The sequence below is a fragment of the Shewanella sp. 10N.286.45.A1 genome, from assembly GCF_041470405.1.
Taxonomy (GTDB): domain Bacteria; phylum Pseudomonadota; class Gammaproteobacteria; order Enterobacterales; family Shewanellaceae; genus Shewanella.
In genome coordinates this window covers 1-24,958 of sequence record NZ_JBFRMK010000058.1, presented here as the reverse complement: position 1 = coordinate 24,958, position 24,958 = coordinate 1, and the positions used below count along the sequence as shown (strand labels likewise).

23 protein-coding genes and 2 pseudogenes are annotated in these 24,958 nt (G+C 44.1%); 15 read left to right on the top strand and 10 right to left on the bottom strand.

The features are described from left to right. Window positions 1–249 (top strand): annotated as a pseudogene (locus tag AB4238_RS05365) (IS4 family transposase); the annotation flags it as partial. Between the two features lie 210 nt (window positions 250–459). Here the strand turns inward: AB4238_RS05365 and AB4238_RS05360 are convergent. Continuing rightward, window positions 460–1,539, bottom strand: a complete 1,080-nt coding sequence (locus tag AB4238_RS05360; protein WP_372032067.1) for a hypothetical protein — start codon at window positions 1,537–1,539, stop codon at window positions 460–462. A gap of 405 nt (window positions 1,540–1,944) precedes the next feature. Here AB4238_RS05360 and AB4238_RS05355 point away from each other — a divergent pair, with 405 nt between their 5' ends. Beyond that, window positions 1,945–3,210: an MFS transporter gene (locus AB4238_RS05355; protein ID WP_372032065.1), complete on the top strand. Its 1,266-nt coding sequence runs from the start codon at window positions 1,945–1,947 to the stop codon at window positions 3,208–3,210. Between the two features lie 204 nt (window positions 3,211–3,414). On the opposite strand, the pseudogene AB4238_RS05350 reads toward AB4238_RS05355, so the two are convergent. Beyond that, window positions 3,415–3,570: pseudogene (locus tag AB4238_RS05350) on the bottom strand (IS4 family transposase); the annotation flags it as partial. 14 nt (window positions 3,571–3,584) lie between these two features. Here AB4238_RS05350 and AB4238_RS05345 point away from each other — a divergent pair. From AB4238_RS05345 to AB4238_RS05330, 4 genes are read left to right on the top strand one after another with little or no spacing between them, the layout of a single operon-like run. After that, window positions 3,585–4,211: a GH36-type glycosyl hydrolase domain-containing protein gene (locus AB4238_RS05345; protein WP_372032070.1), complete on the top strand. Its 627-nt coding sequence runs from the start codon at window positions 3,585–3,587 to the stop codon at window positions 4,209–4,211. Beyond that, entirely contained in the window at window positions 4,208–4,750 is a 543-nt protein-coding gene (locus AB4238_RS05340; protein WP_372032063.1) for a gluconokinase, read from the top strand. The genes AB4238_RS05345 and AB4238_RS05340 overlap by 4 nt, the downstream gene beginning before the upstream one ends. A 3-nt stretch (window positions 4,751–4,753) precedes the next feature. After that, window positions 4,754–4,909 carry a hypothetical protein gene (locus AB4238_RS05335; RefSeq protein ID WP_372032062.1) on the top strand — a complete coding sequence of 52 codons (156 nt, stop codon included), beginning with the start codon at window positions 4,754–4,756 and terminating at the stop codon, window positions 4,907–4,909. A gap of 6 nt (window positions 4,910–4,915) precedes the next feature. Further along, the gene (locus AB4238_RS05330) at window positions 4,916–5,524 is read left to right on the top strand and encodes a sugar-binding protein (RefSeq protein ID WP_372032069.1); all 609 of its coding nucleotides are present in this window, start codon (window positions 4,916–4,918) and stop codon (window positions 5,522–5,524) included. A 61-nt stretch (window positions 5,525–5,585) separates the two neighbouring features. Here AB4238_RS05330 and AB4238_RS05325 read toward each other — a convergent pair whose 3' ends face one another. Continuing rightward, window positions 5,586–6,689, bottom strand: coding sequence for a sorbosone dehydrogenase family protein (locus AB4238_RS05325; RefSeq protein WP_372032060.1), 1,104 nt, complete (start codon window positions 6,687–6,689; stop codon window positions 5,586–5,588). A 322-nt stretch (window positions 6,690–7,011) separates the two neighbouring features. On the opposite strand from AB4238_RS05325, the gene AB4238_RS05320 reads away from it, so the two are divergent. Then, complete coding sequence (locus AB4238_RS05320; RefSeq protein ID WP_372032058.1) at window positions 7,012–9,543, top strand: EAL domain-containing protein; 2,532 nt, start codon at window positions 7,012–7,014, stop codon at window positions 9,541–9,543. On the opposite strand, the gene AB4238_RS05315 is transcribed toward AB4238_RS05320, so the two are convergent. Continuing rightward, on the bottom strand, window positions 9,540–10,172 hold the full coding sequence (locus AB4238_RS05315) for a pseudouridine synthase (protein WP_372032056.1): 633 nt from the start codon (window positions 10,170–10,172) through the stop codon (window positions 9,540–9,542). The two genes, AB4238_RS05320 and AB4238_RS05315, sit on opposite strands and share 4 nt — an antisense overlap. Before the next feature lie 254 nt (window positions 10,173–10,426). On the opposite strand from AB4238_RS05315, the gene nagB reads away from it, so the two are divergent. From nagB to AB4238_RS05300, 3 genes are all read left to right on the top strand, one after another. Beyond that, window positions 10,427–11,218 carry a glucosamine-6-phosphate deaminase gene (nagB, locus tag AB4238_RS05310; RefSeq protein ID WP_372032054.1) on the top strand — a complete coding sequence of 264 codons (792 nt, stop codon included), beginning with the start codon at window positions 10,427–10,429 and terminating at the stop codon, window positions 11,216–11,218. Window positions 11,219–11,791: 573 nt separating this feature from the next. Next, a complete protein-coding gene (locus tag AB4238_RS05305) occupies window positions 11,792–12,328 on the top strand; it encodes an SRPBCC family protein (protein ID WP_372032052.1) in 537 nt (178 codons plus the stop codon). 68 nt (window positions 12,329–12,396) lie between these two features. Continuing rightward, window positions 12,397–13,068 carry a nitroreductase family protein gene (locus AB4238_RS05300; RefSeq protein WP_372032051.1) on the top strand — a complete coding sequence of 224 codons (672 nt, stop codon included), beginning with the start codon at window positions 12,397–12,399 and terminating at the stop codon, window positions 13,066–13,068. Window positions 13,069–13,149: 81 nt separating this feature from the next. Here the strand turns inward: AB4238_RS05300 and hmpA are convergent, their stop codons facing one another. The 3 genes from hmpA to AB4238_RS05285 all read right to left on the bottom strand — a co-directional run bounded on the left by hmpA (window position 13,150) and on the right by AB4238_RS05285 (window position 16,144). Beyond that, window positions 13,150–14,352, bottom strand: coding sequence for an NO-inducible flavohemoprotein (gene hmpA, locus AB4238_RS05295; RefSeq protein ID WP_372032050.1), 1,203 nt, complete (start codon window positions 14,350–14,352; stop codon window positions 13,150–13,152). 118 nt (window positions 14,353–14,470) lie between these two features. Then, window positions 14,471–15,727, bottom strand: coding sequence for an NnrS family protein (locus tag AB4238_RS05290; protein ID WP_372032049.1), 1,257 nt, complete (start codon window positions 15,725–15,727; stop codon window positions 14,471–14,473). Between the two features lie 63 nt (window positions 15,728–15,790). Continuing rightward, window positions 15,791–16,144 (bottom strand): hypothetical protein, encoded by a 354-nt coding sequence (locus AB4238_RS05285; RefSeq protein WP_372032048.1) that lies wholly within the window; start codon window positions 16,142–16,144, stop codon window positions 15,791–15,793. A gap of 234 nt (window positions 16,145–16,378) precedes the next feature. Between AB4238_RS05285 and norR the strand changes: the two genes are divergently transcribed. The 5 genes from norR (at window position 16,379) to AB4238_RS05260 (ending at window position 21,401) form a co-directional block, all read left to right on the top strand. Further along, entirely contained in the window at window positions 16,379–17,992 is a 1,614-nt protein-coding gene (norR, locus tag AB4238_RS05280) for a nitric oxide reductase transcriptional regulator NorR (RefSeq protein ID WP_372032047.1), read from the top strand. A gap of 175 nt (window positions 17,993–18,167) precedes the next feature. Further along, window positions 18,168–18,485, top strand: coding sequence for a cupin domain-containing protein (locus tag AB4238_RS05275; protein WP_372032046.1), 318 nt, complete (start codon window positions 18,168–18,170; stop codon window positions 18,483–18,485). A gap of 59 nt (window positions 18,486–18,544) precedes the next feature. Continuing rightward, a complete protein-coding gene (locus tag AB4238_RS05270; protein WP_372032045.1) occupies window positions 18,545–18,751 on the top strand; it encodes a zinc ribbon domain-containing protein in 207 nt (68 codons plus the stop codon). A 210-nt stretch (window positions 18,752–18,961) separates the two neighbouring features. Beyond that, complete coding sequence (locus tag AB4238_RS05265) at window positions 18,962–20,908, top strand: U32 family peptidase (protein WP_372032043.1); 1,947 nt, start codon at window positions 18,962–18,964, stop codon at window positions 20,906–20,908. A 118-nt stretch (window positions 20,909–21,026) separates the two neighbouring features. Then, a complete protein-coding gene (locus AB4238_RS05260) occupies window positions 21,027–21,401 on the top strand; it encodes a PH domain-containing protein (protein WP_372032042.1) in 375 nt (124 codons plus the stop codon). Between the two features lie 41 nt (window positions 21,402–21,442). On the opposite strand, the gene AB4238_RS05255 is transcribed toward AB4238_RS05260, so the two are convergent. The 3 genes from AB4238_RS05255 to AB4238_RS05245 all read right to left on the bottom strand — a co-directional run bounded on the left by AB4238_RS05255 (window position 21,443) and on the right by AB4238_RS05245 (window position 24,465). After that, a complete protein-coding gene (locus tag AB4238_RS05255) occupies window positions 21,443–22,624 on the bottom strand; it encodes an AAA family ATPase (RefSeq protein WP_372032041.1) in 1,182 nt (393 codons plus the stop codon). A gap of 46 nt (window positions 22,625–22,670) precedes the next feature. Then, the gene (gene rimJ / locus AB4238_RS05250; RefSeq protein ID WP_372032039.1) at window positions 22,671–23,249 is read right to left on the bottom strand and encodes a ribosomal protein S5-alanine N-acetyltransferase; all 579 of its coding nucleotides are present in this window, start codon (window positions 23,247–23,249) and stop codon (window positions 22,671–22,673) included. Window positions 23,250–23,310: 61 nt separating this feature from the next. Further along, on the bottom strand, window positions 23,311–24,465 hold the full coding sequence (locus AB4238_RS05245) for a membrane dipeptidase (protein WP_372032037.1): 1,155 nt from the start codon (window positions 24,463–24,465) through the stop codon (window positions 23,311–23,313). Window positions 24,466–24,958 lie beyond the last annotated feature (493 nt).

The following is a 24,958-nucleotide window of genomic DNA, read 5'->3' as shown; positions in this document are numbered from 1 at the left end:
GCGGTACTCGAAGAGGATGAATGGAAGGTGTTAATGCGATTTAATAAGCCTAGAGGGCATAAAGGAAAAGGAGCAACAAGCCTAAAATGGGCGTATCAATCAATCGCAAAACTGGGTGGTTTTACCGATACCAAGCGAACAGGTATAGCAAGCTGGGCAGCCGTTTGGGAAGGTTGGAGTACATTGCAGTCTCATGTTGTAGGCTATCGAGTCGCGAAAGAAATGGTAGCAGATGGTGAGAGCTTATAAGATCTGATCAAGAGACAGGGTGTGAGCTAAATAGTCTATTAGACAAAATGAGTTGCGGTGAATATTGCAACATTACTGCTTAGCAAACCCTGTCGATTATTCTGCGAGTATCGTGGTGGTAATAAGATGTTTTTATTAAGTCATCTGTCGAATATTATCGATAATAAAAAACCAGCTTTAAGCTGGTTTTTTTATTGAATTTTCATAGCCCTATAAACTTGTTTTTTCCTTTGCACCTTCAGCCGTTTTGGTGTTTATTGCTGGGGTATAATGCTCTGCACTAATCGGTAATTTTTTAGCGGAATTGGCTGCATAACGAGTTATTTTCTTATGGATTGGCTTTTGAGCAATAGTGGCTAATATCTCTTTATAACGGCCATTATCGCTGTTGCTTAATACTTTGCATAGCCAAGCAAGTGAATCTGCAAATTGGTCATTTTGGGTGTCTTGGTTGTCCCAAATATACTGCGCAATATGATCGAGTGCTGCTTGATCGGTTAGTGGTAGTTTTATAGCCTCTCTTGCGGCGTTGCGAATTTGAGTCACATCGTTGCTGACAAGGCGAGAAAGTAGATCGCGAACATCAGCAGAAACTGCAGAAATATCAGCATCAGTTTGTTTGGATTTTAGGTCAACCAGCCAATGTGTCTGCTCATACCTCAGCTCCATAGAGCCAAAGTTAATGTACGATAAGCGCAAATTTTGAAACGTCTGACGGCCAATAAAAGGACGCCTATAACTACGAATATATTGCCCGACTCCGTCTGGTTGGCCAAGCAATGAAAGTACCACTTCTAAGGTGTCGCCAACTTTTACTCGTTGGAAGTTTTCAGCGGTTGCACGAATATGCTTAGGGTCACTCAACGCTACTTGCACAGTGTAGTTTGTAGCATCAAATTGTAGCTCTTCAGTGGTGTCGAGCGCTTTGATTGCCCCTTTAAAGTAGCGCTTAATTTTATTCGATTGTGCCAGTTTTAACTGCGCGTTGAGCAAGGTGTGGTATCGCCCTCGCTTACTCTCACCAATGGCTTTCGCCAGCCAAGAGATAGTGTCGTCAAACTCTGGATTACTCTTGTCACCATTGTTATTCATCGACCAAATAGTAAAGGCGGCTAAATCCCACAATTCGACATTATCAGGTAGATCATGGTGCAGCGCTTTGGCACCCAATTTTACATTCTGCAAATTATTACTGTTGAGTAGGTCCGCGTAGACAGACTCTTTACTGTCAAAAGCTGCATGAGCACTGAAAGTAAATAGCATTAAAAGGGTAACGATGAGCTGTTTCATTTTGAGGTGTGTCCATTATTAGTAGTCAAACGTAAATGTCTGAAAACCTTCCTTAGTTCGCACTATGATGACTGAAATTCGCCAGAGCTTCAATTAATTGAAGTCGCTCTTATTTAGCTGGAGCTGATGTTATTCAGTTTACGCATATGAGAGTGGGCTAATTTTTCACTGGTGATGCCATGGGCGTATTCAATAGAAGGCGTTTGTCTAAAGCTGCTATGGATAGATTGAGTATTGGCATTAACGAATTATTTTCGTATGAAAAACCAGCTATCAATCTAAAAGCTATCATGCTAGGTTAAAATGTAAGCGGTTACATTTTTGCGTTTCAGTGAAATATAACCATATTTACGATCTACAGAGTGACACCATTTTACTGTGGTGTAGTGCTAAGGTGCTTCAGGGATGCAACAACAAATCATAAAGGGACGCTCGGGTTTAGTGCAGCAAGCCTCTAGTCAAACCATCCCCTTAAAAGAAAAGCTGGGTTATGCCTGTGGTGATGTCGCCTCAAACTTTTACTGGCGAGTGTTTGATGTTTTTCTATTTATTTTCTATACCGATGTGTTTGGCTTATCGCCTGCCGTAGTCGGTACCATGATGTTAGTCACGCGGATTATAGATGCCTTTTCAGATCCTCTCATGGGCGCATTAGCGGACAGAACTAGCACCCGTTTTGGAAAATTCAGACCCTATCTGATATGGGGCATATTGCCTATTGCCGCCGCGGGCATACTGACATTTACAGTCCCTGACTTAGATGAGCCAGGCAAAATCGCTTGGGCTTATGCGACTTACATTTTGATGATGCTGGCCTATACCTTTATCAACGTACCTTATGGTGCATTGCTTGGGGTTATCACCGCCGATACTCAGTCTAGAACAGCGTTGACTAGCTTTCGCTTTATTGGCGCTTTCTCTGGCGGAACCTTGGTGGCTTATCTCACCCCTGAATTGGTCGCTTGGTTAGGTAATGGCGATGAGGCATTGGGCTGGCAATTAACCATGATGGTCTATGGGGTTGCGGCAGCTGTGTTATTTACCATTAGTTTTACTGCCACCACTGAGCGCATTAAGCCACCGGCGCATCAACAAACACCTATCAGGCAAGATATCAAAGACCTCTTTAGTAACCGCCCTTGGATCATCCTATTTTGCTTAGCGCTCATTATCATGATGACAATCTCGCTCAGGGGCAGTACCGGCACCTTTTATTTTAAGTATTACGCCGAGCGTGAAGATCTCATTGGCAGTTTTGCCATGGTGTATATGCTGGCCTTGGCAACGGGGGCTGCACTCACCCCTTTATTGACTAAATGGTTCGATAAACGCCGTTTACTGCTGATTTTGATGACGGCTGTGACGTTGTTATCGGCGCTATTTTACTTTGTGCCTAAGGACAATATTAGCTTGATGTTCAGCTTACAAATATTGATAGGTTTGTGCTTGGGGCCAAAGTCACCGCTGGTGTTTTCAATGTATGCCGACACCGCTGATTATTCTGAATGGAAAAATAAACGCCGTGCCACGGCAATGATTTTCTCTGCCGCCTCTTTTGCGCAAAAACTTGGCGGCGCGTTAGCGGGGGGAATGATAGGTTGGTTGCTTCAATGGGTTATGTTGCCAATCAAGTGCAAAGCGGAGAATCTCAGCATGGCATTGTATTATTGATGACGTTGCTACCGGCACTGTTCTCTTTGTTGTCATTGGTGGTGATTCGCATGTATCCATTAGATGATGCGTCGCCAAAACTAATAGCCAGCCATTATTAATCAACAACATAACGAACTAAGAGCGCGACTTCAATACTTAGCCGTATTCTTATCATGAATGTTCCTAATAAGTGGGGTAAGAGCCTGACGGATCCCCACGAATTTAATAGCATGCTTGTGGCTCCCGAACTAAGCCTTGTAGTGTTTTGATTGCTACCTGCCAATGCAATTTCAACAGCTTCAAGTTCCTATCTTTGTATGCTCTCAAGCCTATGAATTGGTTTGAGAGTACGTTGCGGTGCTTTATTGAGTTCGCTTGACGAACAGCAACTCATGACGCCCTATGGCCCGATGATGTTGGCGCCAGCCTACACTGCTATGCGTGAAGATGTGGGGCGACTTACGCAAAAGTATCCTGGTTCGGCTGAGAATGGCAGTGTTTATAACCATGCGGCAGTGTTTTACGCCTATAGCTTATGTTTGATTGGCGAGCATCAAAAGGCATTTGAGATATTGATGAAGATGCTGCCTAGTCAGCAAGATGCGCTTATTCGAGGCCAGTTGCCCACCTTTATCCCAAACTATTATCGCGGCGCATTTTTTCAATATCCTCAACAGGCAGGGCGCAGCAGTCAGCTATTTAATACCGGCACGCTTGCTTGGTATTACCGTTGTATTGTGGAAGAAATTGTGGGCATAAAAGGCGAATTAGGCTGTTTGATTATTGAGCCGCATCTTCCTAAAGAGTGGCCTAAAGTGGAACTACGACGGCTGTTTAATGGAGTAGAGCTGCAGATCAAGATTGAGCAAGCAGCAGTTGAGAAAATGAGTATTCACGTAAATGGTGAATATGTCACTGGTAAGCGTCTACAAGGGTTAGTCGCAAATAAAAGCTACCAAGTAGAAGTGCTTGTGCCAAGGGCTTTAGCGCAGCACAGTGCTGTAGTGGAGGCTGTATGAGTATCAGCTCTGCATTACCGCAATTGATTATTGTCATGGGTGTCAGTGGCTGTGGCAAATCAACACTAGCGCGGCAACTTGCAAACGTATTAGCTGCACAGTTTATTGAGGCTGATGATTTTCATAGCGTAGCCGCCAAAGCCTGCATGGCACAAGGTATTGCGTTAACAGATGAGCAGAGGCAGCCATGGATTGACAAGCTGCTGCATCAGGTTAGTAACCTGACAGGGCAGCCAATAAATATTTTGGCATTTTCTGGACTCAAGAGAGCCCATCGAGATTGCTTTAGGACCTTGGGTTATCGGACGTTGTTTATCTGGTTAGCGGTCGATGAAGTTGAGGTTTTACAGCGGATCAGTAATCGTAAGGATCACTTCTTTCCGGCTTCATTATTGAAAAGTCAGTTTAGCGCACTGGAACAGCCGACAGATGAATCCGACGTTTTGGTACTGTGTCAGAATGAGAATGTTGACGATCAAGTGATACGGATCTTAAAGGCACTTTCAATAAATGTTATCGATAACAAGCTTGGAGTATAGGTAATGATGCGGTTAGAAAAACACTTAAAGCCATGGTTGCCATTAGTGCTATTACTATCTATATCGATGACTAGCTTGGCTTATGAGGCGCCTTTTGCAGTAAAGGAGCCGATAATTGATGCGGTTGCCGATGAAGCTGTTTGGCAGCAGGCTGTATAGCACGACATTGACCAGCTTATTTTAGGGCAGCAACCCAGCGCTGAAGATTTTAGCGGTCGTTTCAAAGTGGTATGGACTAAAGAGCACTTGTATTTATTGGTGGAGATCACTGACGATATTTTGTTTGATCAACACGCTGATCCTTTGAAGAGTTACTGGGACGATGATTGCCTAGAAATTTTTATTGATGAAGACCATTCTGGTGGAGAGCATCAGTTTAACTTTAACGCCTTCGCTTACCATATCGCACTGGATAACCAGGCTGTTGATATCGGTCCTAATTATCAAGATGGCCAAACGCAATTTTTGTTGTTAAACCAACATGTAGAAAGTCGCTGGCAACGGCAAAGTGAAGGCGATAATCAGATTGTTTGGGAGGTGAGGTTAGAGGTGCATGATGCTAGCTTTTCAGTGAGTGAAGCAAGTAACTCCAGAGTTAGCTTAACTGATGGGAAAACGATGGGCTTTATGCTGGCATATTGTGACAATGATGGTTCAAAAGAGCGAGAGCATTTTGTTGGCTCTGAGGCGATAAAAGCGGTCAATGGTGATAAGAACCTTGGCTATAAAACTGCTGATGTATTTGGCGAGTTACGCTTACAAGCTAAACCTTAAAAAGGTGCATTGCTTGGGTAAAAGCACTGCACCTACACCTGTAATAGTAGTGTTATCGAGGTTATTTAGCGTTATAACTAATGCGGTAAATAGCGTTAGCCGCATCATCTGAGATCAACAATGAACCATCTTTTAAAGTGAGAACTGCTGCGGGTCTGCCCCAGCTTTGTTCTCCCTGTAACCAACCTGAAGCGAATACCTCAGCGCTGGCCACTTGGTTACCATCAAGCTTCACATTGACAATACGGTAGCCAACTTTACTGCTGCGATTCCAAGAACCATGCTCTGCAATAAAGATATTATTTTGGTAGCTATTGGGGAATTGCTTACCTTGATAGAACTCCATACCAAGCGCTGCCACATGAGCACCCAACTTGAGCGCTGGTGGCTGGTTGTTAATACTACTGGCTTTATTACCAAATTCAGGGTCGAGAATATCGGCGTTATGTATATAGGGGAAACCAAAATGCTGACCCTCTTTAGCTACGTGGTTAAGCTCGTCATCGGGTAGGTCATCGCCCATCATGTCACGGCCATTATCGGTAAACCATAAATCGCCAGTGTGTGGATGAAAATCAAACCCGACGCTGTTGCGAACTCCTTTAGCCACGGTAGTGACTTGCTTAGTGTCAACATTGAGTTTAATGATACTGGCAAAAGGAGCGTCGCTTTCACATACGTTGCAGGGCGCGCCAACGGGGATATAAAGTAGACCGTCCGGACCAAAGCGGATGAACTTCCAACCATGATGTGACTTGTTAGGCAGCTTGTCATACACCAATTCAGGCTCTGGTATTTTAGGCAGGCTTGCTTCTATATTGCGGTAACGCCAAATCTTATCCACCTCTGCGACATACAAATCGCCTTGGTGAAAAGTAATCCCTGATGGCAGAAAAAGATCGCTGGCCACTTCAAACATAACATCTGCTTGGTAGTCATTATTACTGTCTACTAACGCATGCACTTTGCCCGTTTTACGGCTGCCGACAAACAGTGTGCCTTTATCTCCAAGCGCCATCTGCCGTGCGTTTGGAACATTGCTTGCGTAGGTGGATATTTCAAACCCGTCTGGAAGGGTTATTTTGTCAATCGGTAGGGCCGCATTGGCGATTGAGGGCAGTAGTAAACTCATTGAAACGGTCAGTTGTTTTAGCACAAGCTTCATCCTTGTTATTATTATGATCCCATAATAGGGCTAACTGGCTGCAGATGAAAAGTGCCTGCTCGATCACAAGCACTATTTTATCTCGTTACAGCGTTTTAGTTACAGCTAAGTGGGTCGCTAATTAGTATAAATGCAATGTACTTAACCGATTTGCAATATAATTACCCGATAATGTTAATAACGGTTAGTAGATTTGCCTTTTTGAGATAAAATGTCTGATTAATTATCTGTAAATGTTGGCCTTTCGAGAATAATCTGACAGGTTATATCTTGCAGTCTAATTTTTGAACTGATGTTTGTTAGTCACTAGGTGGAACGTTGAATGATAGAGATTGATGTCTCAGATACTCAACAAGTTCAGTGGGGAAGTTCCATTGACATGCTTGCGCGTGTTTCTGGTTGCTCCGTTGCACTATTAAGGGTGGGCCATGATGGTTGCTTTGATGTGCTTTCAGCTACCAGGATGAGTGATGCTAGTTTAGAACGTCTCTGTCAAAATTGTACTCAACAAGCTTTTTCACAAGCATCAAGCTCGCGAGCCCTGTTGAATCCGCAAGACGTTATTAGACCTATAGCGGCTAATGACCAATATTTTGAAGTCGATTTAAGCTGCTCAATGCCTATCTATTGGCCGTCACAGGCGCTATTTGGCTATTTGTGCATTACCCAAGAAAACCCTCAAACAGTCGCCACTTTAAGTAAGGCAGATTTAAGACTATTGCTCAAACAGTCTGCCGATAGTATGGAGTTGGATCTAAGTAAACTTTACCGTGATTACCGTAAGAGCTTTCAGCGTAATACCACTGAGTCGCTGAATGTGAGCTTGCAGCAATTTATCGATGCAATGAAAGAGCACGTATGGATGAAAGATGCTGATGGTCGCTACATTTTTGTGAATCAAAGTGTTGAAATGGCCTGGGAGCTATCACAGCAGCAAATCCTTGGTCATACCGACGAAGAGTTATTTCCTCCATATCTAGCGCAGCAGTTTATCGAAGGCGATAAAGCATCTATTACCAAAGGCGTGCAAGTGACAGCTGGTGAGTGTAAAGGGCTGGATATTGGTAATGTTGAATCTTGGTTAGAGACCACCAAAGTGCCTGTTGTCAGCGATGCTGGAGAGCTTGCCGGTATCATTGGTATTTCCCGTAATATCTCAACCCATAAAGCGGCACAAGATCAGCTAGAGCTCGCATCCCGCGTATTTGAAAACTCGGTGGAAGGGGTGCTTATCACTGATGTGGATGGGGTGATTGTTGATGCTCACGGTGCTTACACTGAGATCACTGGCTTTGATAAAAGTGAACTAATTGGTCACACCCCTAGAGTGTTTAGCTCAGGGCGGCATGATAAGGCTTTTTTTGAGTCCTTTTGGCAATCATTACTGACGAGTGGTAAGTGGCACGGTGAGATCTGGAATCGACGCAAGAACGGTGCCGTGTTCCCACAATTGCTAACCATTAGTGCGGTTTACGGCGATGAGCACCAAATCCGCTATTTTGTTGCTGTGTTTGCTGACTTATCAACCCAGAAAAAGAATGAGGCTGAACTGGCTCATTTAGCCTTTCATGACCCTCTGACTAAATTGCCTAATCGAATGGCAGTCACTTCTCGGTTAGAGCAAGAGATAAGACTGGCAAACCGTAGCGAATATCAATTAGGTGTTATTTACGTTGACGTCGATCTCTTCAAGCAGGTTAACGAGAGCTTTGGTCATGTTATTGGTGACGAAGTGCTGGTTGAGCTAAGCCAGCGTTTAACGTTAGCGTTAGGCAGCCTAGCGACGATTGCTCGCCTTGGTGGTGACGAGTTTGCAGTGATTTTACCGAATATTGAAAGTAGCGACATGCTGCTACTGCGGCTCAGTAAGCTACAGCAAGTTTTTGAACGGCCCTTTATGCTAACTGGCCATGGTCCTGTGAGGCTGACCGCAAGTATGGGAGTCGCTCTTTATCCTCAAGATGGTCGTGATTCCAGTACTTTACTGGTTAATGCTGATGCCGCTATGCACCGAGCCAAACAAGATGGTCGTAATAACTATGCTTTTTATACTCAGTCATTAACGTATGAGTCGGTTGCGCATTTAAAATTACAAAGTGCGTTACATGATGCACTGGCTCAAGATGCATTTTACTTGGTGTATCAGCCCAAGGTTGATTGTCAGACAAAAGCATTAAATGGTTTTGAAGCGTTGCTACGTTGGGATGATCCAGTCTTAGGAAGTATTTCTCCGGTTATTTTTATTCCTGTCGCTGAGAAGATTGGCCTAATTCAGGAGGTTGGACGTTGGGTATTGCAACAGGCATGTGAGCAGGGCGTGCTTTGGCTGGCTGAAGGGAAAGATTTTGGCCGTATTGCAGTCAATGTGGCTGGGCCGCAACTGCAACGACGCAATTTTGTCAATGAAGTCGCGGACGTGTTAAAAGACACAGGCTTACCTGCGAATTGTCTTGAATTGGAAGTCACGGAAAGCTGTATGATGTCAGATCCTGAATCTGTTGGCAGTGATCTTATCTTGTTGGCAGAGATGGGAATTATGTTATCTGTTGACGATTTTGGTACCGGCTACTCATCGCTTAACTATCTTAAAAAACTACCGATTAACAAGCTAAAAATTGATCAAAGCTTTGTTAGGGATATCCCTGAAGATGTCAATAATACCGCAATTGCCAAGGCTGTGATTGCGCTGGGCCATTCGCTTAATTTAAGGGTGATAGCTGAAGGTGTTGAAACGCCAGAGCAGGCACAATTTCTTGCAGATAATGGCTGCGATGAAGCTCAAGGCTATTTGTACAGTAAGCCGAAAAAATCAGCTGAACTGGAGCATTTTTTTAAGGCGCCATACAGTCTCTAACGCTTAGGTTCTAGTGCAGCATTAAAATTTGCTAGAGGCGTGACATCGCCTGCTTGCATGTCATCAATATAGATATTGCCAATTCTGACTCTGACCAACCTAAGTGTGGCAAAACCTACAGCTGCGGTCATCTTTCTTATCTGACGATTTTTACCTTCACACAAGGTTACTGAAATCCAACTCGTTGGCCCATGGCGGGGATCGCGAATTTTACGTCCTCTTGTTGGCAGTGTTGGTTCTTCTAGCAACTTGAATGCGTTACAGGGCAAGGTTTGGTACTTCTTGCCGTTAATACCGATCTCTACACCTTGTTGTAGCGCAGTTATTGCACTGGTTGTGATATCGCCATCGACTTGTACGTAATACTCTTTTTCAATACCTTTACTGCGAACTTGGTGACTCATCATGCCATCTGTTGTGAGTAATAACAGCCCCTCCGAGTCGTGATCTAACCTGCCTATTGCCATGGTTTTCGCAGGGAAGTTAAACAGCTCTCCGAGTAGCTTTTTGCGTTTACGGGTTTCAGGTAAAAACTGACTTAAAAATCCATAGGGTTTATAAATCTTAAAATGTTGATGGCTGCTGATAACTGTAGTCGTGCAGGCTTGTTCTTGATCGTTTAATGACATCTAGGTGGTCTTCATCAACATTTAGGAAGTGCCATTATAAATAGCATCGCAGTTTCAAGCCAATTTAGTCGAAATAGACTAATTTCTATATCAAGCATCAATAGTAATGACAGCGTTGTCATTTGAGGTTATAGTTATGTTACATAACGCGTTGGCAATAGCGTATTTTGCTACTATTTTCTCTGTTTCTGTTGTCGCCATATTGCTGTGGCATTGCAGTGACTGTTAGATACTCACTTTTATTGGATCCATTTATGCAAATCGTAATATTAAAAGACAGTGCTGCAGTCGCGGCCTATGGCGCAAATATTTTTATAAAACAGCTGCAGAAGAGATCAAACTCAGTGCTGGGCTTAGCAACAGGGTCAACGCCAGTTTCCCTTTATCAGCAGCTGATTGAAGCGACCAAGGCTGGCAATATTTCATTTTCTAATGCCACGACGTTTAATCTTGATGAGTATCTTGGCCTTGCGGGCACGCATCCGCAAAGTTACCGTTACTTTATGAAGCAGCAGTTGTTTGACCATATCGATATTGATCAAGCAAACACCCATGTACCACCAGGTGATGCCGCTAACCCAATTACCGCTTGCCAAGGTTATGAACAGCAGATAGAAGCCGCTGGTGGTATCGACATCCAGCTATTAGGGATAGGTCGTAATGGCCATATTGGTTTCAATGAACCTTCATCGGGTTTAATGTCGCGTACTCGAGTGAAGACGTTAACTAAAGCAACAATTGACGATAATGCGCGTTTCTTTGAAGGCGATGAGTATCAACCGCACCTGTCGATCACCATGGGTATTGGCACCATCATGGATGCCAAGAAAGTCGTGCTATTAGCGACTGGCGCAAATAAAGCGCAAGCAATTAAGGCGACAGTTGAAGGCCCGTTAACTGCAGCATGCCCTGCGTCGGCGCTACAGATGCATAAAGATGTGGTACTGGTGATAGATGAAGCGGCAGCTGCGAGTTTGTCTGATTGTGATTTTTACAAGCATATCGAAGCTGAGAACCAGAAACTAATGGCTAGGCTTGGGTTGTAAAGGTCGTCAAAAATTGTAGGGCAAATCTAATTAGGGTCTGTTGACCTTTCGAGCTTAGTTTTTGTTCGATTCTTTACCATAAGGAATAATGCTTCTAGTGCAAGGCTTGAGCGATGACGCTTAGCCAGCTAAGTTAAGCGCACATAACGCATTCTAGTCATAAAAGAATAGAAGCAATGAAACGAATCCAAAGGACAGCATTTCTTGGCCATTTTTTCTGCGTTAAAGACTATTTGTGGAGAATGACTACACTACATAGCCTCTGCCTTGCCAAAATGGCCAATAAATTGCTGTAAAAACAACCATGAAACATCAACAGACCCTACTAAAAAGGGACGAGCTCAGGCTTGTCCCTTTTTGGGTTTAACGCTTGAATAAGTTATCTAGCGTTAATCGCCCTTATTAAGCATCACCAAACTAGGCTAGCGAATCACCTCAAATACCACCACTGTTCATATGTTAATTATTTGTATACTCTAAATTGGTTGAGATAATTTTTAAATCAAAAGCTAGCGATAAGAACCAAGCTATAAAAAATCAAAGAGCTTAATCACTTATAAAGAGTAAAAAATTATGTTAAAAAAATTCTCCATTGCAGTGCTGGTTGTCGTGGCACTGCCCTTTATTATTGCGTTATTTGTGCAGAAAGAGTATTCGGTCGTCACCCAAATCACCATAGACAAACCAGTGGCTGAAGTGTTTGATTATGTGAAGCACCTAAAGAATCAAGACAACTTTAGTGTCTGGGCACAGATGGATCCTGATATGGTTAAAAGCTACCGCGGCACTGATGGAACCGTAGGTTTCGTATCTCGTTGGGAAAGCCAATTAGAAGATGTAGGTGTTGGCGAGCAGGAGATAATGCGCATTAATGAAGGCAAGCGGATTGATTTTGAGTTGCGATTCTTTTCGCCTTTTGAGTCAACCGATCCTGCTTTCATGAGCACCGAAGCCTTAGCGGCTAACCAAACATTGGTGCAGTGGGGTTTTGATGGCCATTTAGATTACCCAATGAACCTGATGTTCCTGTTTCTAGATTTCGAAACCATGATTGGCAATGACCTTAACCAAGGGCTAAAGCAGTTAAAACAGCAACTAGAATCACAGTAAGCTTAGCTTGCATAGGTAAGTTGAAACGGTTAAAAATCGATAATAATAACGATAAGCTAGGAAATAATATGACAGAAGCCCATCACCCGCTAACGGACTTTATTGAGTATCCTGAAGACGAAATGCTTGAGCGTGCCCAGCAAAACTATCAAGAGGTAAAGCGTCGTCACTCGATTCGTAAGTTCTCAGACCGTGCTGTTCCCCGAGAGATTATTGAAAAATGCATTTTAGCCGCGGGCACAGCGCCCAATGGTGCCAATCATCAACCTTGGCATTTTGTTGCCATTAACAATCCTGAAATTAAAGCGCAGATCCGCCATGAGGCTGAAGCGCTTGAGCAGGCGTTTTATGCCGGCCGAGCCGGTGAAGAGTGGTTAGATGCGCTAAAGCCTTTAGGCACTAATGCCAGCAAGCCCTATCTTGAACATGCACCTTGGCTGATTGCGATTTTTAGTAAGAAGCGCAGCGAAGAGGAGGGTGAGCAGAAGACTAACTACTATGTGCATGAGTCGGTAGGGATCGCGACAGGTTTTTTGATCCAAGCATTGCACAATGCCGGACTAGGAACGCTTACTCATACTCCCAAACCCATGTCTTTTCTCAGTAAAGTCTGTGGCAGAGATAATTCAAACGAACGACCTTATATGCTGATTATTGCAGGTTATCCAAGTGAGGGTGCCACGGTGCCAGAACATGCGCTGCAAAAGAAAGAGTTAGCAGAGATCTGCGACTTTCTCTAAAGGTAAAAGCTAAAAGGATAAAAGAAAGAGCATAGCGTCAGTCGACGGTATGCTCGTTTTTATGGCTTGTTAAGTTAGCGCTTAAAGCGAAGCGTGCGGCCCAAATACCTCGTAGTGTATGCGCTCAGCTTCGACGCCTAGCTCTATTAACTGTTGCTTAGCAAACTGCATAAAAGCAACGGGTCCACATAGGTAATAATCGCCATGCTCAATCGGCAGTGCATCTCTCAACGTGGCAAAGTTCATAAAGCCTTGGTGGATGTTGCTAACATTAGCCACTTCATTCGATTGAGCAATATCGCGATACCAAGTGTGATGCTGCAAATCTAAACTTAACCCTAGCGTTTCCACTCGTTGGTTAAATGAGTGCTGCTCAACGCCTTCACAGGCATGCAGGTAGAATACTGGTTTAGCAAAAGACTTAGCCGCCAACATCTCCAGCATTGATTGCATCGGCGTCACCCCGACACCTGCAGAAATAAGTACTACAGGTGCTTCGCGCTCCTCGTAGTGAAAATCGCCAGCGGGTGGATAGACATCAATATTGTCACCTACATTGATGTGATCATGCAGGTAGTTCGATACTACACCTGGCGTTGTTTGTGCTTCGCGCTTCACTGAGATGCGGTATTGCTTGCCATTAGGTTTGTCCGATAGCGAGTACTGACGCATTTCTCGATATTCATGTTCAGTAGGCTCTACACAAATCCCAAGGTACTGGCCAGGTTCAAAGTCAATAACAGCTTGGCCATCAACAGGAGTTAAAACAAAGCTTGTTACCAGTTCAGACTCTTTAGTTTTTTCGGTAATTGTAAATTGTCGTGCACCCTGCCAGCCGCCAGTCTCATTGGCACTTCTATGATAAAGGGCACCTTCGCGCTCGATAAAGATCCCTGCGAGTACACCGTAAGCAGCCCCCCAAGCTTCTTCAACTTCTGGGGTAAAAGCATCCGGTGCTAATTCTCTTAGGGTCTCAAGTAGGTGATGACCCACAATTGGATAATGCTCTGGCTGAATATTAAAGCTGGTATGTTTATGGGCGATGCGCTCAACGGCGCCAGTTAATGCACCTAAGTTATCAATATTTTTTGCGTAAGCTGCAACCGCATTGAAAAGAGCTGCTGGTTGATCGCCAGAGTGCTGGTGGCTCAAGTTGAAGATATGTTTTAGCTCTGGGTTGTGGCTAAACATACGTTTATAAAAGTGCTCAGTGATGGCAGTACCAGCAGACTCTAATAACGGAATGGTGCTTTTTACTATGCTGATATGTTTTTCAGATAACATCTAAATATCCTTAATCAATTTTTGTGCTCGAATACCGCACTGTTAGGGTGTAATTTCTGGTTGTAATTTAAGGTTATAATTTTTCGAATCTATTCTGATTCGACGCTAAAAACTCGGTTTAGTTCGGCCTAGGACGCACAAGGATAAGGCTGTAGTGCCAGATGAATAAACTGAAGGCGACTACCCAGCAAGTTGCGCTAATATCCCAAGCCAAGATGGGCTGTTGAGCTAACGGCAATATCACTCGTGCTAAGGCTCCTGCAAGAATAAGCATGAAGGCGATATTGATCGAAAAATGAGGCTTTAATGGTCGACCGGTATGACCTAATGAGACTCGGGCAATCATCGCGAGGATCATTGCGCCTAAGGTGCCCACGGTAATTAAGTGCAGTGCATCGGCAAAGCGCAGTGCATCAATGTGATAGCTCGCACCTAAGGCGATTAAGCCTAATGCTAACGCTAAGTATGAACCGTGTAGTGACCATAGTAGTGGCACCTTTAAAGTGGCTAGACTATTCCAGTTGAGCAAACGCAGTAGGTGCATAACACCCGCTAATATCAGTAACGTTGCTGGAGTAAAGGGAAGCTCAATGAAGTAGCCGCTGAAAAAGACCGCTAATCCAAGTAGAGACACCCAAGGTAACCATTTGTCCAATTGTGGTGTTGATTTTACCTTGGCATTTTCAGCGCCTCTGCCGGTAAAGAAGGGAATGACACGACCACCAATTATGCCGACTAGCAAGCAAAATAGTAAAATCGCGCAGCGAGAAAGGTGCATCGCCAACTCGGTATAACCATTTATATCTGCCAGCAAAAAGCCGATATTAAATGACATCATTGCTGTTAGTAATGGAATGAATTGATAGTTGCGGTTACTTTTAGCTTTAATCACCATATTGGCTAGATAGCCAATTGAGATAAGCCACCAAGATGCTTGCAGTGCGACCGCTGCTAGCTGCAATTTTGGGTCGTTCGACCAGAGTAAACCACGTACCGCTAGCCAGATTAGTGTTAGCGCGATTAGTGGTAAACCATTTATGCTACGGCGGTTGGTCCAGGTCTGGGCGGCGGTAAGTAAAAAGCCAACCGCAATGGTTGCTGCAAAGCCAAATAACATTTCATGGATATGCCAAACAACAGGGCTCAGGCCTGTTGTTGCTAGGCTAGGCAGTTGACCATGTAAAAAGAGTAGCCAAGCTGCAATGCTTAGCACTGATGATAATGTGGCAGCTAAAAACCAAGGCCTAAAAGCCAACTCCCATAAAGGCATATCACCTAGCTTATCTAGCAACGAATCAGGTTTTACTACTACAGCCTCGACTTCACCGCTGGCAGAGAGTACTTGCTTGGTCTTGGGAGCGCTAATCGTTTGCATCAGTATTTTGTCCAAATGTTCATAAACAGTAATTGTTATCTAAGGTTCTTGCGTGTGGCAGTACTACAATTGCAAGTGCCCCATGCCATCGAGCCCTATGCAGCGCATCACATAACCAATCTTGACCGCTGTAGCGAAAATAATGAGTCCGATATGGCTAGCGACCTGCGCTGCCAGTGAAAAGTTATCGGCGTAGGAGTAGCCAACTAATATGCACAATATTAAGCCAGTAACTGCAATCAACATGGTGCTGTTGCCGCCAATAAGTGCATGAGAATAGAAATGGCTTGAATCCGTATCGGCCTGCTTGAGAGTAAGTTGTTGTGTTGTTGCAATGACTCCCTTATCAATCTGTTGATGAGCTAATTCATCGACTAAGTCTTCGTGAGAGTTGGGCATTGTTTGTGTGATAATCATGAGTTTGCTCCATTTGCTCAGCTACAGGTTAAGCTCTATATCACTTGTTGCTATTGCGATAACCGTGCCAAAGTTGTAAACAGCGATAAATGCCAGTATTCATGATTTTAAGTGAACTTGTGTAGTCATAATGACTGCTTGGTGGTGTGGTCATTATGACTCTTTAGAGTGTTTTTGAGTGCTGGAAGGCTACATGATAAACTCGTGTTAGTTTTAAATGATTAGGTACACCTTGTGAGTGATATATCCTCAGCCGCTTTAGTGCAGCTCGCCCTCGATTTGACTGACAGCTTAACCACTCATGATAGATTTGAGCGCTTGCTCAATACTGTCCGACATACCATCAGTTGTGATGCCGTTGTGTTGCTGCATGTGCAAGGAGAATATCTAAAACCGCTGGCGCAACAAGGGCTGACGAAAGAGACTCTAGGTCGCCGATTTGAGATAGCGTCTCATCCTAGGTTTGAGCTTATTTGTGCGTCGCAAACACCAGTACGTTTTGCTGCTGACAGTAAATTGGCCGATCCCTACGATGGTCTGCTGATTGCTCATGAAGGGGATCTGCCTGTGCATGCTTGCATGGGATTACCACTGCTTTCTGATGATAAGTTGATCGGTATTTTGACCTTGGACAGTATGCTACCTAAGGTGTTCGATGAGATCCCTAAGCGTACGCTAGACATTATTGCAGCAATGTCTGCAGCCACCCTGAATACCGCTATTTTATTGCAGCAACTTGAACAGCTTTCTAAACATAACCAGAAGGTTGTTGCCGAACTGACCCACGAAGCATTAGTTAAAGATGGTGGTGAGTTGATTGGTAATAGCGAGATAATGGTTAAACTCAAGCGTGAAATAGAGATGGTCGCAGCCTCCAATTTTTCTATTTTAATCGAGGGTGAAACTGGCGTAGGTAAGGAGCTGGTGGCAAGAACTCTACATCGGCAATCTAGCCGCAGCGAAGGCCCTTTAGTTTATGTTAACTGCGCAGCTTTGCCGGAAAGCTTAATTGAAAGTGAGCTATTTGGTCATGTTAAAGGCGCATTTACCGGGGCTGATCGAAATAGGACTGGTAAGTTCAGCTTAGCCAGCGGCGGCACCATATTTTTAGATGAGATTGGCGAGTTACCACTGGCGGTACAAAGTAAGTTACTTAGGGCGTTGCAAAATCAAGAGATTCAAGTTGTAGGTAAAGACGATGTTGAATATGTTGATGTACGCATTCTCGCTGCAACCAATAGACAATTAAAAGTAGAGGTCGAGCAGGGGCGTTTTCGCGCCGATCTGTATCACCGCCTGAGCGTGTATCCCGTTATTGTGCCGCCATTAAGGCAGCGTGAAGGCGACATCAGTTTGCTCAGTGGCTACTTTATCGAATTAACGCGGCGTAAGCTCGGCATGAGTCAATTGACCTTAGATGCCAGCGCGATAAAAATGCTAAATCAGTATGACTGGCCAGGTAATGTGCGTGAGTTAGAGCACGTTATAAGTCGAGCGGCGCTGCGGGCGAGAAGTGAGAGTACTGCAGCTATAGTGCGCATTGGATTAGGCCACTTAGCTTTATTGTTACCCCATGCATCTGAAAAGGATCGCAGTAAGGAAGAGACTGAAGACTCGGCACTGCAAATCGATATACTAGCCAAGGGAAACCTTAAGCAGCAGACCGATGATTTTCAGCGGCAACGTATTTTGCAAACTCTTACTCAGCAGCATGGCAACTGGTCTGCAACTGCTAAAGCGCTGCAGATGGATCGTGCTAATTTAAATCGTTTGGCAAAGCGTTTGGGTATTCGAGTGAGCAAGAGTATTGTGATTGAGGGGCGTGATGCTGGGCCGAACAATGGATAAAGCTAGCATTAAATCTGGCTAACGATCTTATTGAAGAGTAGTTTGAGCCGTTAAGGTTAGTACTGATAGTGTTTTTCTCGAACGTATCATCTCCAGCACTCTCGTGATTCTTGTTGGGGAAATCGATACGATCAAGTTCATGAAGTCGGCAATGCAGAAAGCTAAGGATAAAGTCATGGATAAAGCTAATATTTTTGAAAACTTGGCTAAAGACCTTACTGAGGAGCAATTTGAGCCGTTAGTACAAACTGATAGTGTTTTAGTCGAGCGTATCATCTCTAAAGCTCACGTGACTCCGGTTGGTGAGTGGTACGATCAAACTCGCAGCGAGTGGGTGATGGTGATGCAGGGCGCAGCTAAACTAGAGTTTGCAACTGGAGAGGTGGTGAGTTTAAAGCAAGGTGACTACGTCAATATTGGCGCCCACGTAAAGCATCGAGTTGCTTGGACCTGTGAGCAAACAGAAACAATTTGGTTGGCGGTTCATTACTGATTATAAGTTCAGTCGCTATCAGTAACTTTTGGTTATTAATAAATAGGAAGCGAGTCATTATGCAACATGAAAAGTGGACGTGCATTAAGTGTAATCATAGAGAGTTTGAAACCGGCGAGATTCGGGTATCCGGAGGATTTTGGTCACGTATTTTTGATATGCAGAACAAGCGTTACTATGCTGTCACTTGTAGCAACTGTAGTTATACCGAATTCTATAAAGGAAAATCTTCTGCCTTAGGTAACGCTTTCGATCTGTTTACCTAAGCGACTCTGTACTGATGCTGCTGAATTCATAGGTAAATAATCAGTCGCTTAACTATCCTCAAAGCTGTGACTTTTCAGCTTCGATATTGATTAGCCGTTGATGTGCTTCATTAACGGCTAATATTACCTATTAGCTAACGCCAAAACGCTGCTTTTTTGCTATAATCTTCGCCCAAAATAATAGTGTCTCCCTTTTTTGAGTGATTTTTTATGAGTAATGTTGGTATCTTCAGACCGAACGAAACGCCAGATGGTGAGCCTTTAGCGCCGCTAGAGACCAACTCTAACCGTCTTGAGTTGTTAGCGCCGGCTAAAAATGCTGACTTCGGTATTGAGGCTATTCGCCACGGTGCTGACGCTGTATATATTGGTGGCCCTGCATTTGGCGCTCGTGCAACCGCAGGAAACAGCGTTGAAGACATCGCTCGTTTATGTACCTTTGCTCATCAATATCACGCTCAAGTTTTTGTCGCTATCAATACTATCTTGATGGATGAAGGGGAACTTGAAGCGGCACAAAAGCTGATTTGGCAAGTTTATGAAGCTGGTGCCGATGCGCTGATTGTTCAAGACATGGGGATCCTCCAGCTCGACTTACCGCCAATTGCGTTACATGCCAGTACCCAGATGGATAACCGTAGCCCAGAAAAAGTCGCATTTTTAGAGCAGGTTGGTTTCTCGCAAGTGGTACTTGCCCGTGAGCTTGGTTTAAGCCAAATTCGTGAGGTTGCCGCTAAGACTGATATGCAGATTGAGTTCTTTATTCATGGTGCGTTATGTGTTGCCTACAGCGGGCTGTGTAATTTAAGTCACTCTTTCAGCAATCGCAGTGCAAATCGCGGTGAATGCTCACAATTATGTCGTCTGCCTGCAGATCTAAAAACTCGCCAAGGTGAGGTGTTAGCACAGAACGAACATTTACTGTCACTCAAAGACAATAACCAAACTGATAACTTAGAAGATCTGATTGATGCGGGTGTGCGCTCGTTTAAGATTGAAGGTCGCCTTAAAGATCTAAGTTACGTTAAAAATGTCACCGCCCATTACCGCCAAGCACTGGATAAGATCATTGCTAAGCGTCCTGAGTTTAGCGCCTCATCCCATGGTCGCTGTGAGCATACTTTTACACCGGATCCAGAAAAAACCTTTAACCGTGGTAAAACTGACTACTTTGTCCATGAACGTAACCAAGGGATGAATGACTTCCGCTCGCCAAAATATATTGGGGAAGAGGTCGCAGTGGTTAAACGTATAGGTAAAGATTTTATTGAAGTGAGCTCAGAGCACAGCTTCAATAATGGTGATGGCTTGTGCTTTTTCCCAAGTAACTACGCCGAAGCTAAACAGTCTGACGACAAGTTAAAAGGTTTACGAGTAAACCGTGCTGATGGTCTAACACTATTCGTTGCCCGTATGCCTAAAGAGTTGCAGGTCGGCATGACTATCTACCGTAACCATAACCAAGCCTTTGAAACGGTACTGGCAAAAGAATCAGCCAAGCGAATTATTGGCGTCGATATTACTCTTGCCGATAGTGATGATGGTGTGTCATTGACCATGACTGACGTATACGGTCACACGGCAACGCAGTCTTTAATCTGCGAGAAAACGCCCGCTACCGATGTTGAAAAGGCGTTGAAAGGGCTACGTAAACAACTGGGTAAACTCGGCAGTACTGACTTTAATGCTCAACAAATTAATATCGCTACGGCTAAGCCTTGGTTTATTCCTACCTCAGTATTAAATGGTTTGCGCCGTGATACTGTTGCTGCACTGGAGCTTGCTAGGGTCAACGATTATCAGCGTCCTAAAGCATGGAAGTACAACCAAGATGCCGTCTATCCAGTTAAGCACTTAAGTTATTTAGGTAATGTGGCAAATGATAAGGCCAAAGCCTTTTATCAGCGCCACGGTGTGATAGAGATTGAAGATACTTATGAGAAAAATGGTGTCACCGAAGATGTGCCATTAATGGTCACCAAGCACTGCTTGCGCTTTAACTTTAATCTGTGTCCAAAAGAGGTGCCGGGGATCAAGGCTGAACCTATGGTGTTAGAGATTGGCAAAGATGTATTGAAGCTCGTTTTCGATTGTCCCAAGTGCGAGATGATGGTGGTTGCCGAGAATAGGCAAGTGCCTAACTCAAAGAAGATTTAGATATTTTAAAAATCGCCTTATGGCGATTTTTTTATAGCTGAGGTAAGTTTACCGTTACGATTTGCATTGAATTAACGGCGCTTCAACGGTAGCGACTTAAAATATTAAGGAAAATAGCATGGGATTATTCGATTCATTAATGGGTAACGCGTCAGAGGTTAATCTTGAGGAGCTCACCGAGGAACTTAGCCCAATAATGGCAGACAATGAGTCACTGGCTTTGGCCTATAAAGTGGTTCGGGATATGTTTGTATTTACCAACAAGCGACTAATTCTTATCGATAAACAGGGAGTAACGGGCAAGAAGGTTAGCTATCATTCAGTACCTTACAAAGCGATTACTCATTTTGAAGTGGAAACTGCGGGATCTTTTGATATGGACGCTGAGCTAAAGTTGTGGATCTCGGGTCAAAAAGAGCCATTAATCAAAGAGCTAAAACGTGGCACTGATGTGGTAGGTATACAAAAGACTATCGCAAACTTCTCGTTATAAGTTTAATCACTCATCAGTGACTAGCACCATTCACCGCAGTATTAACTGCGGTTGTTCCAACGCCAACTAGGCTTACTGAGTATGTCTTGGCCAACAATCTCCGTTTGCCCTAACTGTTTATCCAGCTCTATCAAATTGCAATCTTCAAACTGATTCAGTGAGTTAATTAATCGATTGGCATGGGAAACCACCCATAACTGACAGCGCTCGGAAGCTTTGATGATTAAGCGAGAAAGCGCTGGCAGTAGATCGGGGTGCAAACTCGTTTCAGGCTCATTTAGTACCATCAATTCTGGCGGACGTGGAGTCAGTAATGCTGCGACCAACAAGAGATAGCGCAAGGTTCCGTCTGATAGTTCAGCCGCATTAAGTGGCCTTAACAAACCTTGTTGATGAAACTTAAGACTCAGCATGCCATTTGACTCATATTCAATGACCACATGAGCGCCTGGAAACGCGTCGCTTAAAGCGGTATCAAACGCTTCTCTATCGCCCACTTCAAAGATAGTTTGAATCGCCGAGGCTAGGTCTCTGCCGTCATGGTGTAGCACAGGTGTTCGAGTGCCGAGCTGTGGCTTACGTGCGGGAGCCTCACTGTCACTGCGGAAGTGATCGTAAAAGCGCCAGGCTCGAATGTTATCACGTAGGCGGATAACCTCAGGTGTTCGTTCAGGGTCGGCAAGCTCAGTAAAGAGACTATCGCTATGCTGCATATGCACATTCAAGGTTTGCCAGCCTGCTGATTTTGCCTTTTCAGCGCGGCTTTTGACTAAGGCAGAGCGGCGCTCAACTAATACTGTCGATGGGCGATAGACATTACCAACCCAAATAGCCTCACGTTTAATCTGCGGATCTAAGCCAAATAAAGTGGTGGAGTCGGGCTTAGGTAAGCCAAGCTCAATTAAATAACTGAATTGGTCGCTGGCAAAGCCAAGTTTAAGTCGTTTTACCTCTTGTCTAACGGTCGGCTCAACCGGTGTTTCCCCTGCAAGCATCGCACGCGAAAGTGTTTCAGGCCCGGCCCAAAAGCTAGAGTCTAAACCTCCTTCTAGGGCCAGTGCGTTGACGACTCCACCTTGAGCGGTTTGAGCCAATAGCCTTAGCGCTTTGTAAAGGTTGGATTTACCACTGCCATTCGCCCCTGTCACCAGGTTTAGCTGTGCCAGTGGTATGGTGACATCACGTAAAGAGCGATAGTTTTTAATGGCAAGTGCGGTTAGCATTTTGTTGTGATTAGTCCTTATGCTCTGAGTTATTCTTTGAGGGTTATCAGCGGAGTGAATGGGCTGGATTGATTTTGGCTGTTAACACGTGATCTTGCCAGCGTCCGGCTATTTTTAAATAGGACTTAGCAAACCCTTCCTGCTCAAATCCTAATTGTTCTAGCAATGCAGCACTGCGCTGGTTACTTGTCATATAATTTGCCATCACTCGATGTAAACCTAGCTCATTAAACACATAAGCTAATGCTGCTTGCAGTACTTCGTGCATATAAGCCTGACCTTGATACCTCGCCGAGACAGAGTAACCCAAATTACAGGCCTGAAAAATACCTCTTACAATATTGGTAAAGTTACAGACAGCGATAACCTCTTGGGATGCCTTGTCTAACGCAACCAATTTTAATGCTGAGCCATTTTCAAATTGGTTTACGTTTTCTGCAAGCTGCCGTTGCCAATGTTCAAGGCTATAAAAACTGTCGTTTCTTGTAGGCTCCCAAGCGCTGAGATGCTCTCTATTTAGGCTGTAATAATCGAGCATCAGCTGAGCCTTTTCAGGGGGCAAAACAACCAAATTAGTTCTTGTTGTTTCTATGAAAGGCGTATCAATATCGATAGGTCTATCCATGACTATATTTCCAATTATAGTGGCTACGATTTTATTGCTGTTATCAGCTAAGAGGCTGTATTTATACTAAGACTTCATTAAGCACTCTTTGCCAGTTTTGCCCCATGATCTTATCGCGTTGGTTACTCGTAAAGCCTGCCTTACCCAACGCCAAGTCAATACGCTCCATACGGTCGATATGATTCAGTTCAGGGATCACTACATGTTCCGGCTCAACATCGTAACCGAGGACGTTCTTTTCACGCAGACTGTGCCACCAACTAAGGTATTGTTTTACCCCTTCGGCATTATTGTTGTTCAGTTCAAGTAAGTTCTTTTGGCCGCGCAGTGGGTAGTCATTGGCAATGGCGACGGCATCAATTCCACCCACTTTGGCGACATGTTTAAGGTGGTTAATATAATGGTCAACGGTAGGTACTTTATCGTTGGTAAGCCAAAAGCTCATCATAAATACCCCAAATAGTCCGCCGGTATCACTAATGGCTTTAATCACTTCATCTGGGCTGCAACGTGCATGATTCACTATGGCGCGCACTGCACCATGGCTTTGTACGATTGGCGAGTTGCTTATTTTTGCAGTGTCGAGCGCAGCTTGCGGACTTGAGTGGCTGACATCAACTAGAATGTTTTTCTGGTTGAGTTTTTCAATGAGCGCCTCACCCGCTTTGGTTAATGGCAGGTTTAAACCTCCGTTAGCATCATTATCAAGTGCTCCACCACTAAACCGATTACCGTAATGGTGAGTAAGCTGCAGGGCTCGCAGGCCTTTCGCGTGGAACTCATCAACTTGGTCTAAGTTATTGTTGATACTGGTTTCTACGCAATCGGCTCCTTGGATCTGAAAGAAGACTGCAGTGCGATCGGTCTGCTTCGCGCGTTTAATGTCACTGCCTGAGAGCCCTAAAACTAGCTTGTCTTTGTTGCTTTCTACTCGGGTTTTAGCCTCTGCGATACTCTTGATGCAAGCTTTATAGGTGCGCTTGTAGTTAGTGGTGCCATCGGGCTGTTTAATCGCCTCAATGGCTGATATGTCACAAAGATAAGCATCAACTTTTGAAGTGTTAAGGTCGGCTAAGTCATCAGGAAGAAAGCAAAGTCCATCAACATATAGCCGCTGTTCATTCTGCGCTAACGCAGAAAAAGAGCCGAGTTGGCTTAATATGGTGCCAGCGGTAATACCTTTAATTAGTTGGCGTCTGTTGATTAATTTCTGCATGTTTATTCTTTGCCTTCATTAGATTAGCGACAGTTTTTATAATCAACATACTATACCTTTATCACTTCAAAAAAGATGTTTTTGATGATGAGTAACGTTTCCTTAGCGAGTTAAACCTCAGTAATATTGCTCACTATTAATTCAACGCTGTTAGCGTATTTTGGGCTTGTTTAGCGGACGTATGCGACTATTCGACAGCTTGACATTGGTTAGTTCTTCAGTGAGTATCGAGGCTAAATTGAAGTGAATCAAATAATATACAAAGGCTTATAAATTAGGGGCTGTTGATCTTTCGAACTTAGTTTTTGTTCGATTCTTTACCGTAAGGAATAATTATTTTAGTACAAGGCTTGAGCGATGATGCTTAGCTGGCTAAGCGAAAAGCTCGTAACGCACTCTAGTCATAAAAGAGTAAAAGAATTGAAACGAACCCAAAGGGCCGCGTTTCTTGGCTATTTTTACTGTGTTGTAGACTATTTGTGGAGAATAACTA

Coding starts and splice junctions, on each gene's coding strand:
- AB4238_RS05360 (WP_372032067.1), bottom strand. CDS start 1,539: ATGAAACAGCTCATCGTTACCCTTTTAATGCTATTTACTTTCAGTGCT.
- AB4238_RS05355 (WP_372032065.1), top strand. CDS start 1,945: ATGCAACAACAAATCATAAAGGGACGCTCGGGTTTAGTGCAGCAAGCC.
- AB4238_RS05345 (WP_372032070.1), top strand. CDS start 3,585: ATGACGCCCTATGGCCCGATGATGTTGGCGCCAGCCTACACTGCTATG.
- AB4238_RS05340 (WP_372032063.1), top strand. CDS start 4,208: ATGAGTATCAGCTCTGCATTACCGCAATTGATTATTGTCATGGGTGTC.
- AB4238_RS05335 (WP_372032062.1), top strand. CDS start 4,754: ATGATGCGGTTAGAAAAACACTTAAAGCCATGGTTGCCATTAGTGCTA.
- AB4238_RS05325 (WP_372032060.1), bottom strand. CDS start 6,689: ATGAAGCTTGTGCTAAAACAACTGACCGTTTCAATGAGTTTACTACTG.
- AB4238_RS05320 (WP_372032058.1), top strand. CDS start 7,012: ATGATAGAGATTGATGTCTCAGATACTCAACAAGTTCAGTGGGGAAGT.
- AB4238_RS05315 (WP_372032056.1), bottom strand. CDS start 10,172: ATGTCATTAAACGATCAAGAACAAGCCTGCACGACTACAGTTATCAGC.
- nagB (WP_372032054.1), top strand. CDS start 10,427: ATGCAAATCGTAATATTAAAAGACAGTGCTGCAGTCGCGGCCTATGGC.
- AB4238_RS05305 (WP_372032052.1), top strand. CDS start 11,792: ATGTTAAAAAAATTCTCCATTGCAGTGCTGGTTGTCGTGGCACTGCCC.
- AB4238_RS05300 (WP_372032051.1), top strand. CDS start 12,397: ATGACAGAAGCCCATCACCCGCTAACGGACTTTATTGAGTATCCTGAA.
- hmpA (WP_372032050.1), bottom strand. CDS start 14,352: ATGTTATCTGAAAAACATATCAGCATAGTAAAAAGCACCATTCCGTTA.
- AB4238_RS05290 (WP_372032049.1), bottom strand. CDS start 15,727: ATGCAAACGATTAGCGCTCCCAAGACCAAGCAAGTACTCTCTGCCAGC.
- AB4238_RS05285 (WP_372032048.1), bottom strand. CDS start 16,144: ATGATTATCACACAAACAATGCCCAACTCTCACGAAGACTTAGTCGAT.
- AB4238_RS05275 (WP_372032046.1), top strand. CDS start 18,168: ATGGATAAAGCTAATATTTTTGAAAACTTGGCTAAAGACCTTACTGAG.
- AB4238_RS05270 (WP_372032045.1), top strand. CDS start 18,545: ATGCAACATGAAAAGTGGACGTGCATTAAGTGTAATCATAGAGAGTTT.
- AB4238_RS05265 (WP_372032043.1), top strand. CDS start 18,962: ATGAGTAATGTTGGTATCTTCAGACCGAACGAAACGCCAGATGGTGAG.
- AB4238_RS05260 (WP_372032042.1), top strand. CDS start 21,027: ATGGGATTATTCGATTCATTAATGGGTAACGCGTCAGAGGTTAATCTT.
- AB4238_RS05255 (WP_372032041.1), bottom strand. CDS start 22,624: ATGCTAACCGCACTTGCCATTAAAAACTATCGCTCTTTACGTGATGTC.
- rimJ (WP_372032039.1), bottom strand. CDS start 23,249: ATGGATAGACCTATCGATATTGATACGCCTTTCATAGAAACAACAAGA.
- AB4238_RS05245 (WP_372032037.1), bottom strand. CDS start 24,465: ATGCAGAAATTAATCAACAGACGCCAACTAATTAAAGGTATTACCGCT.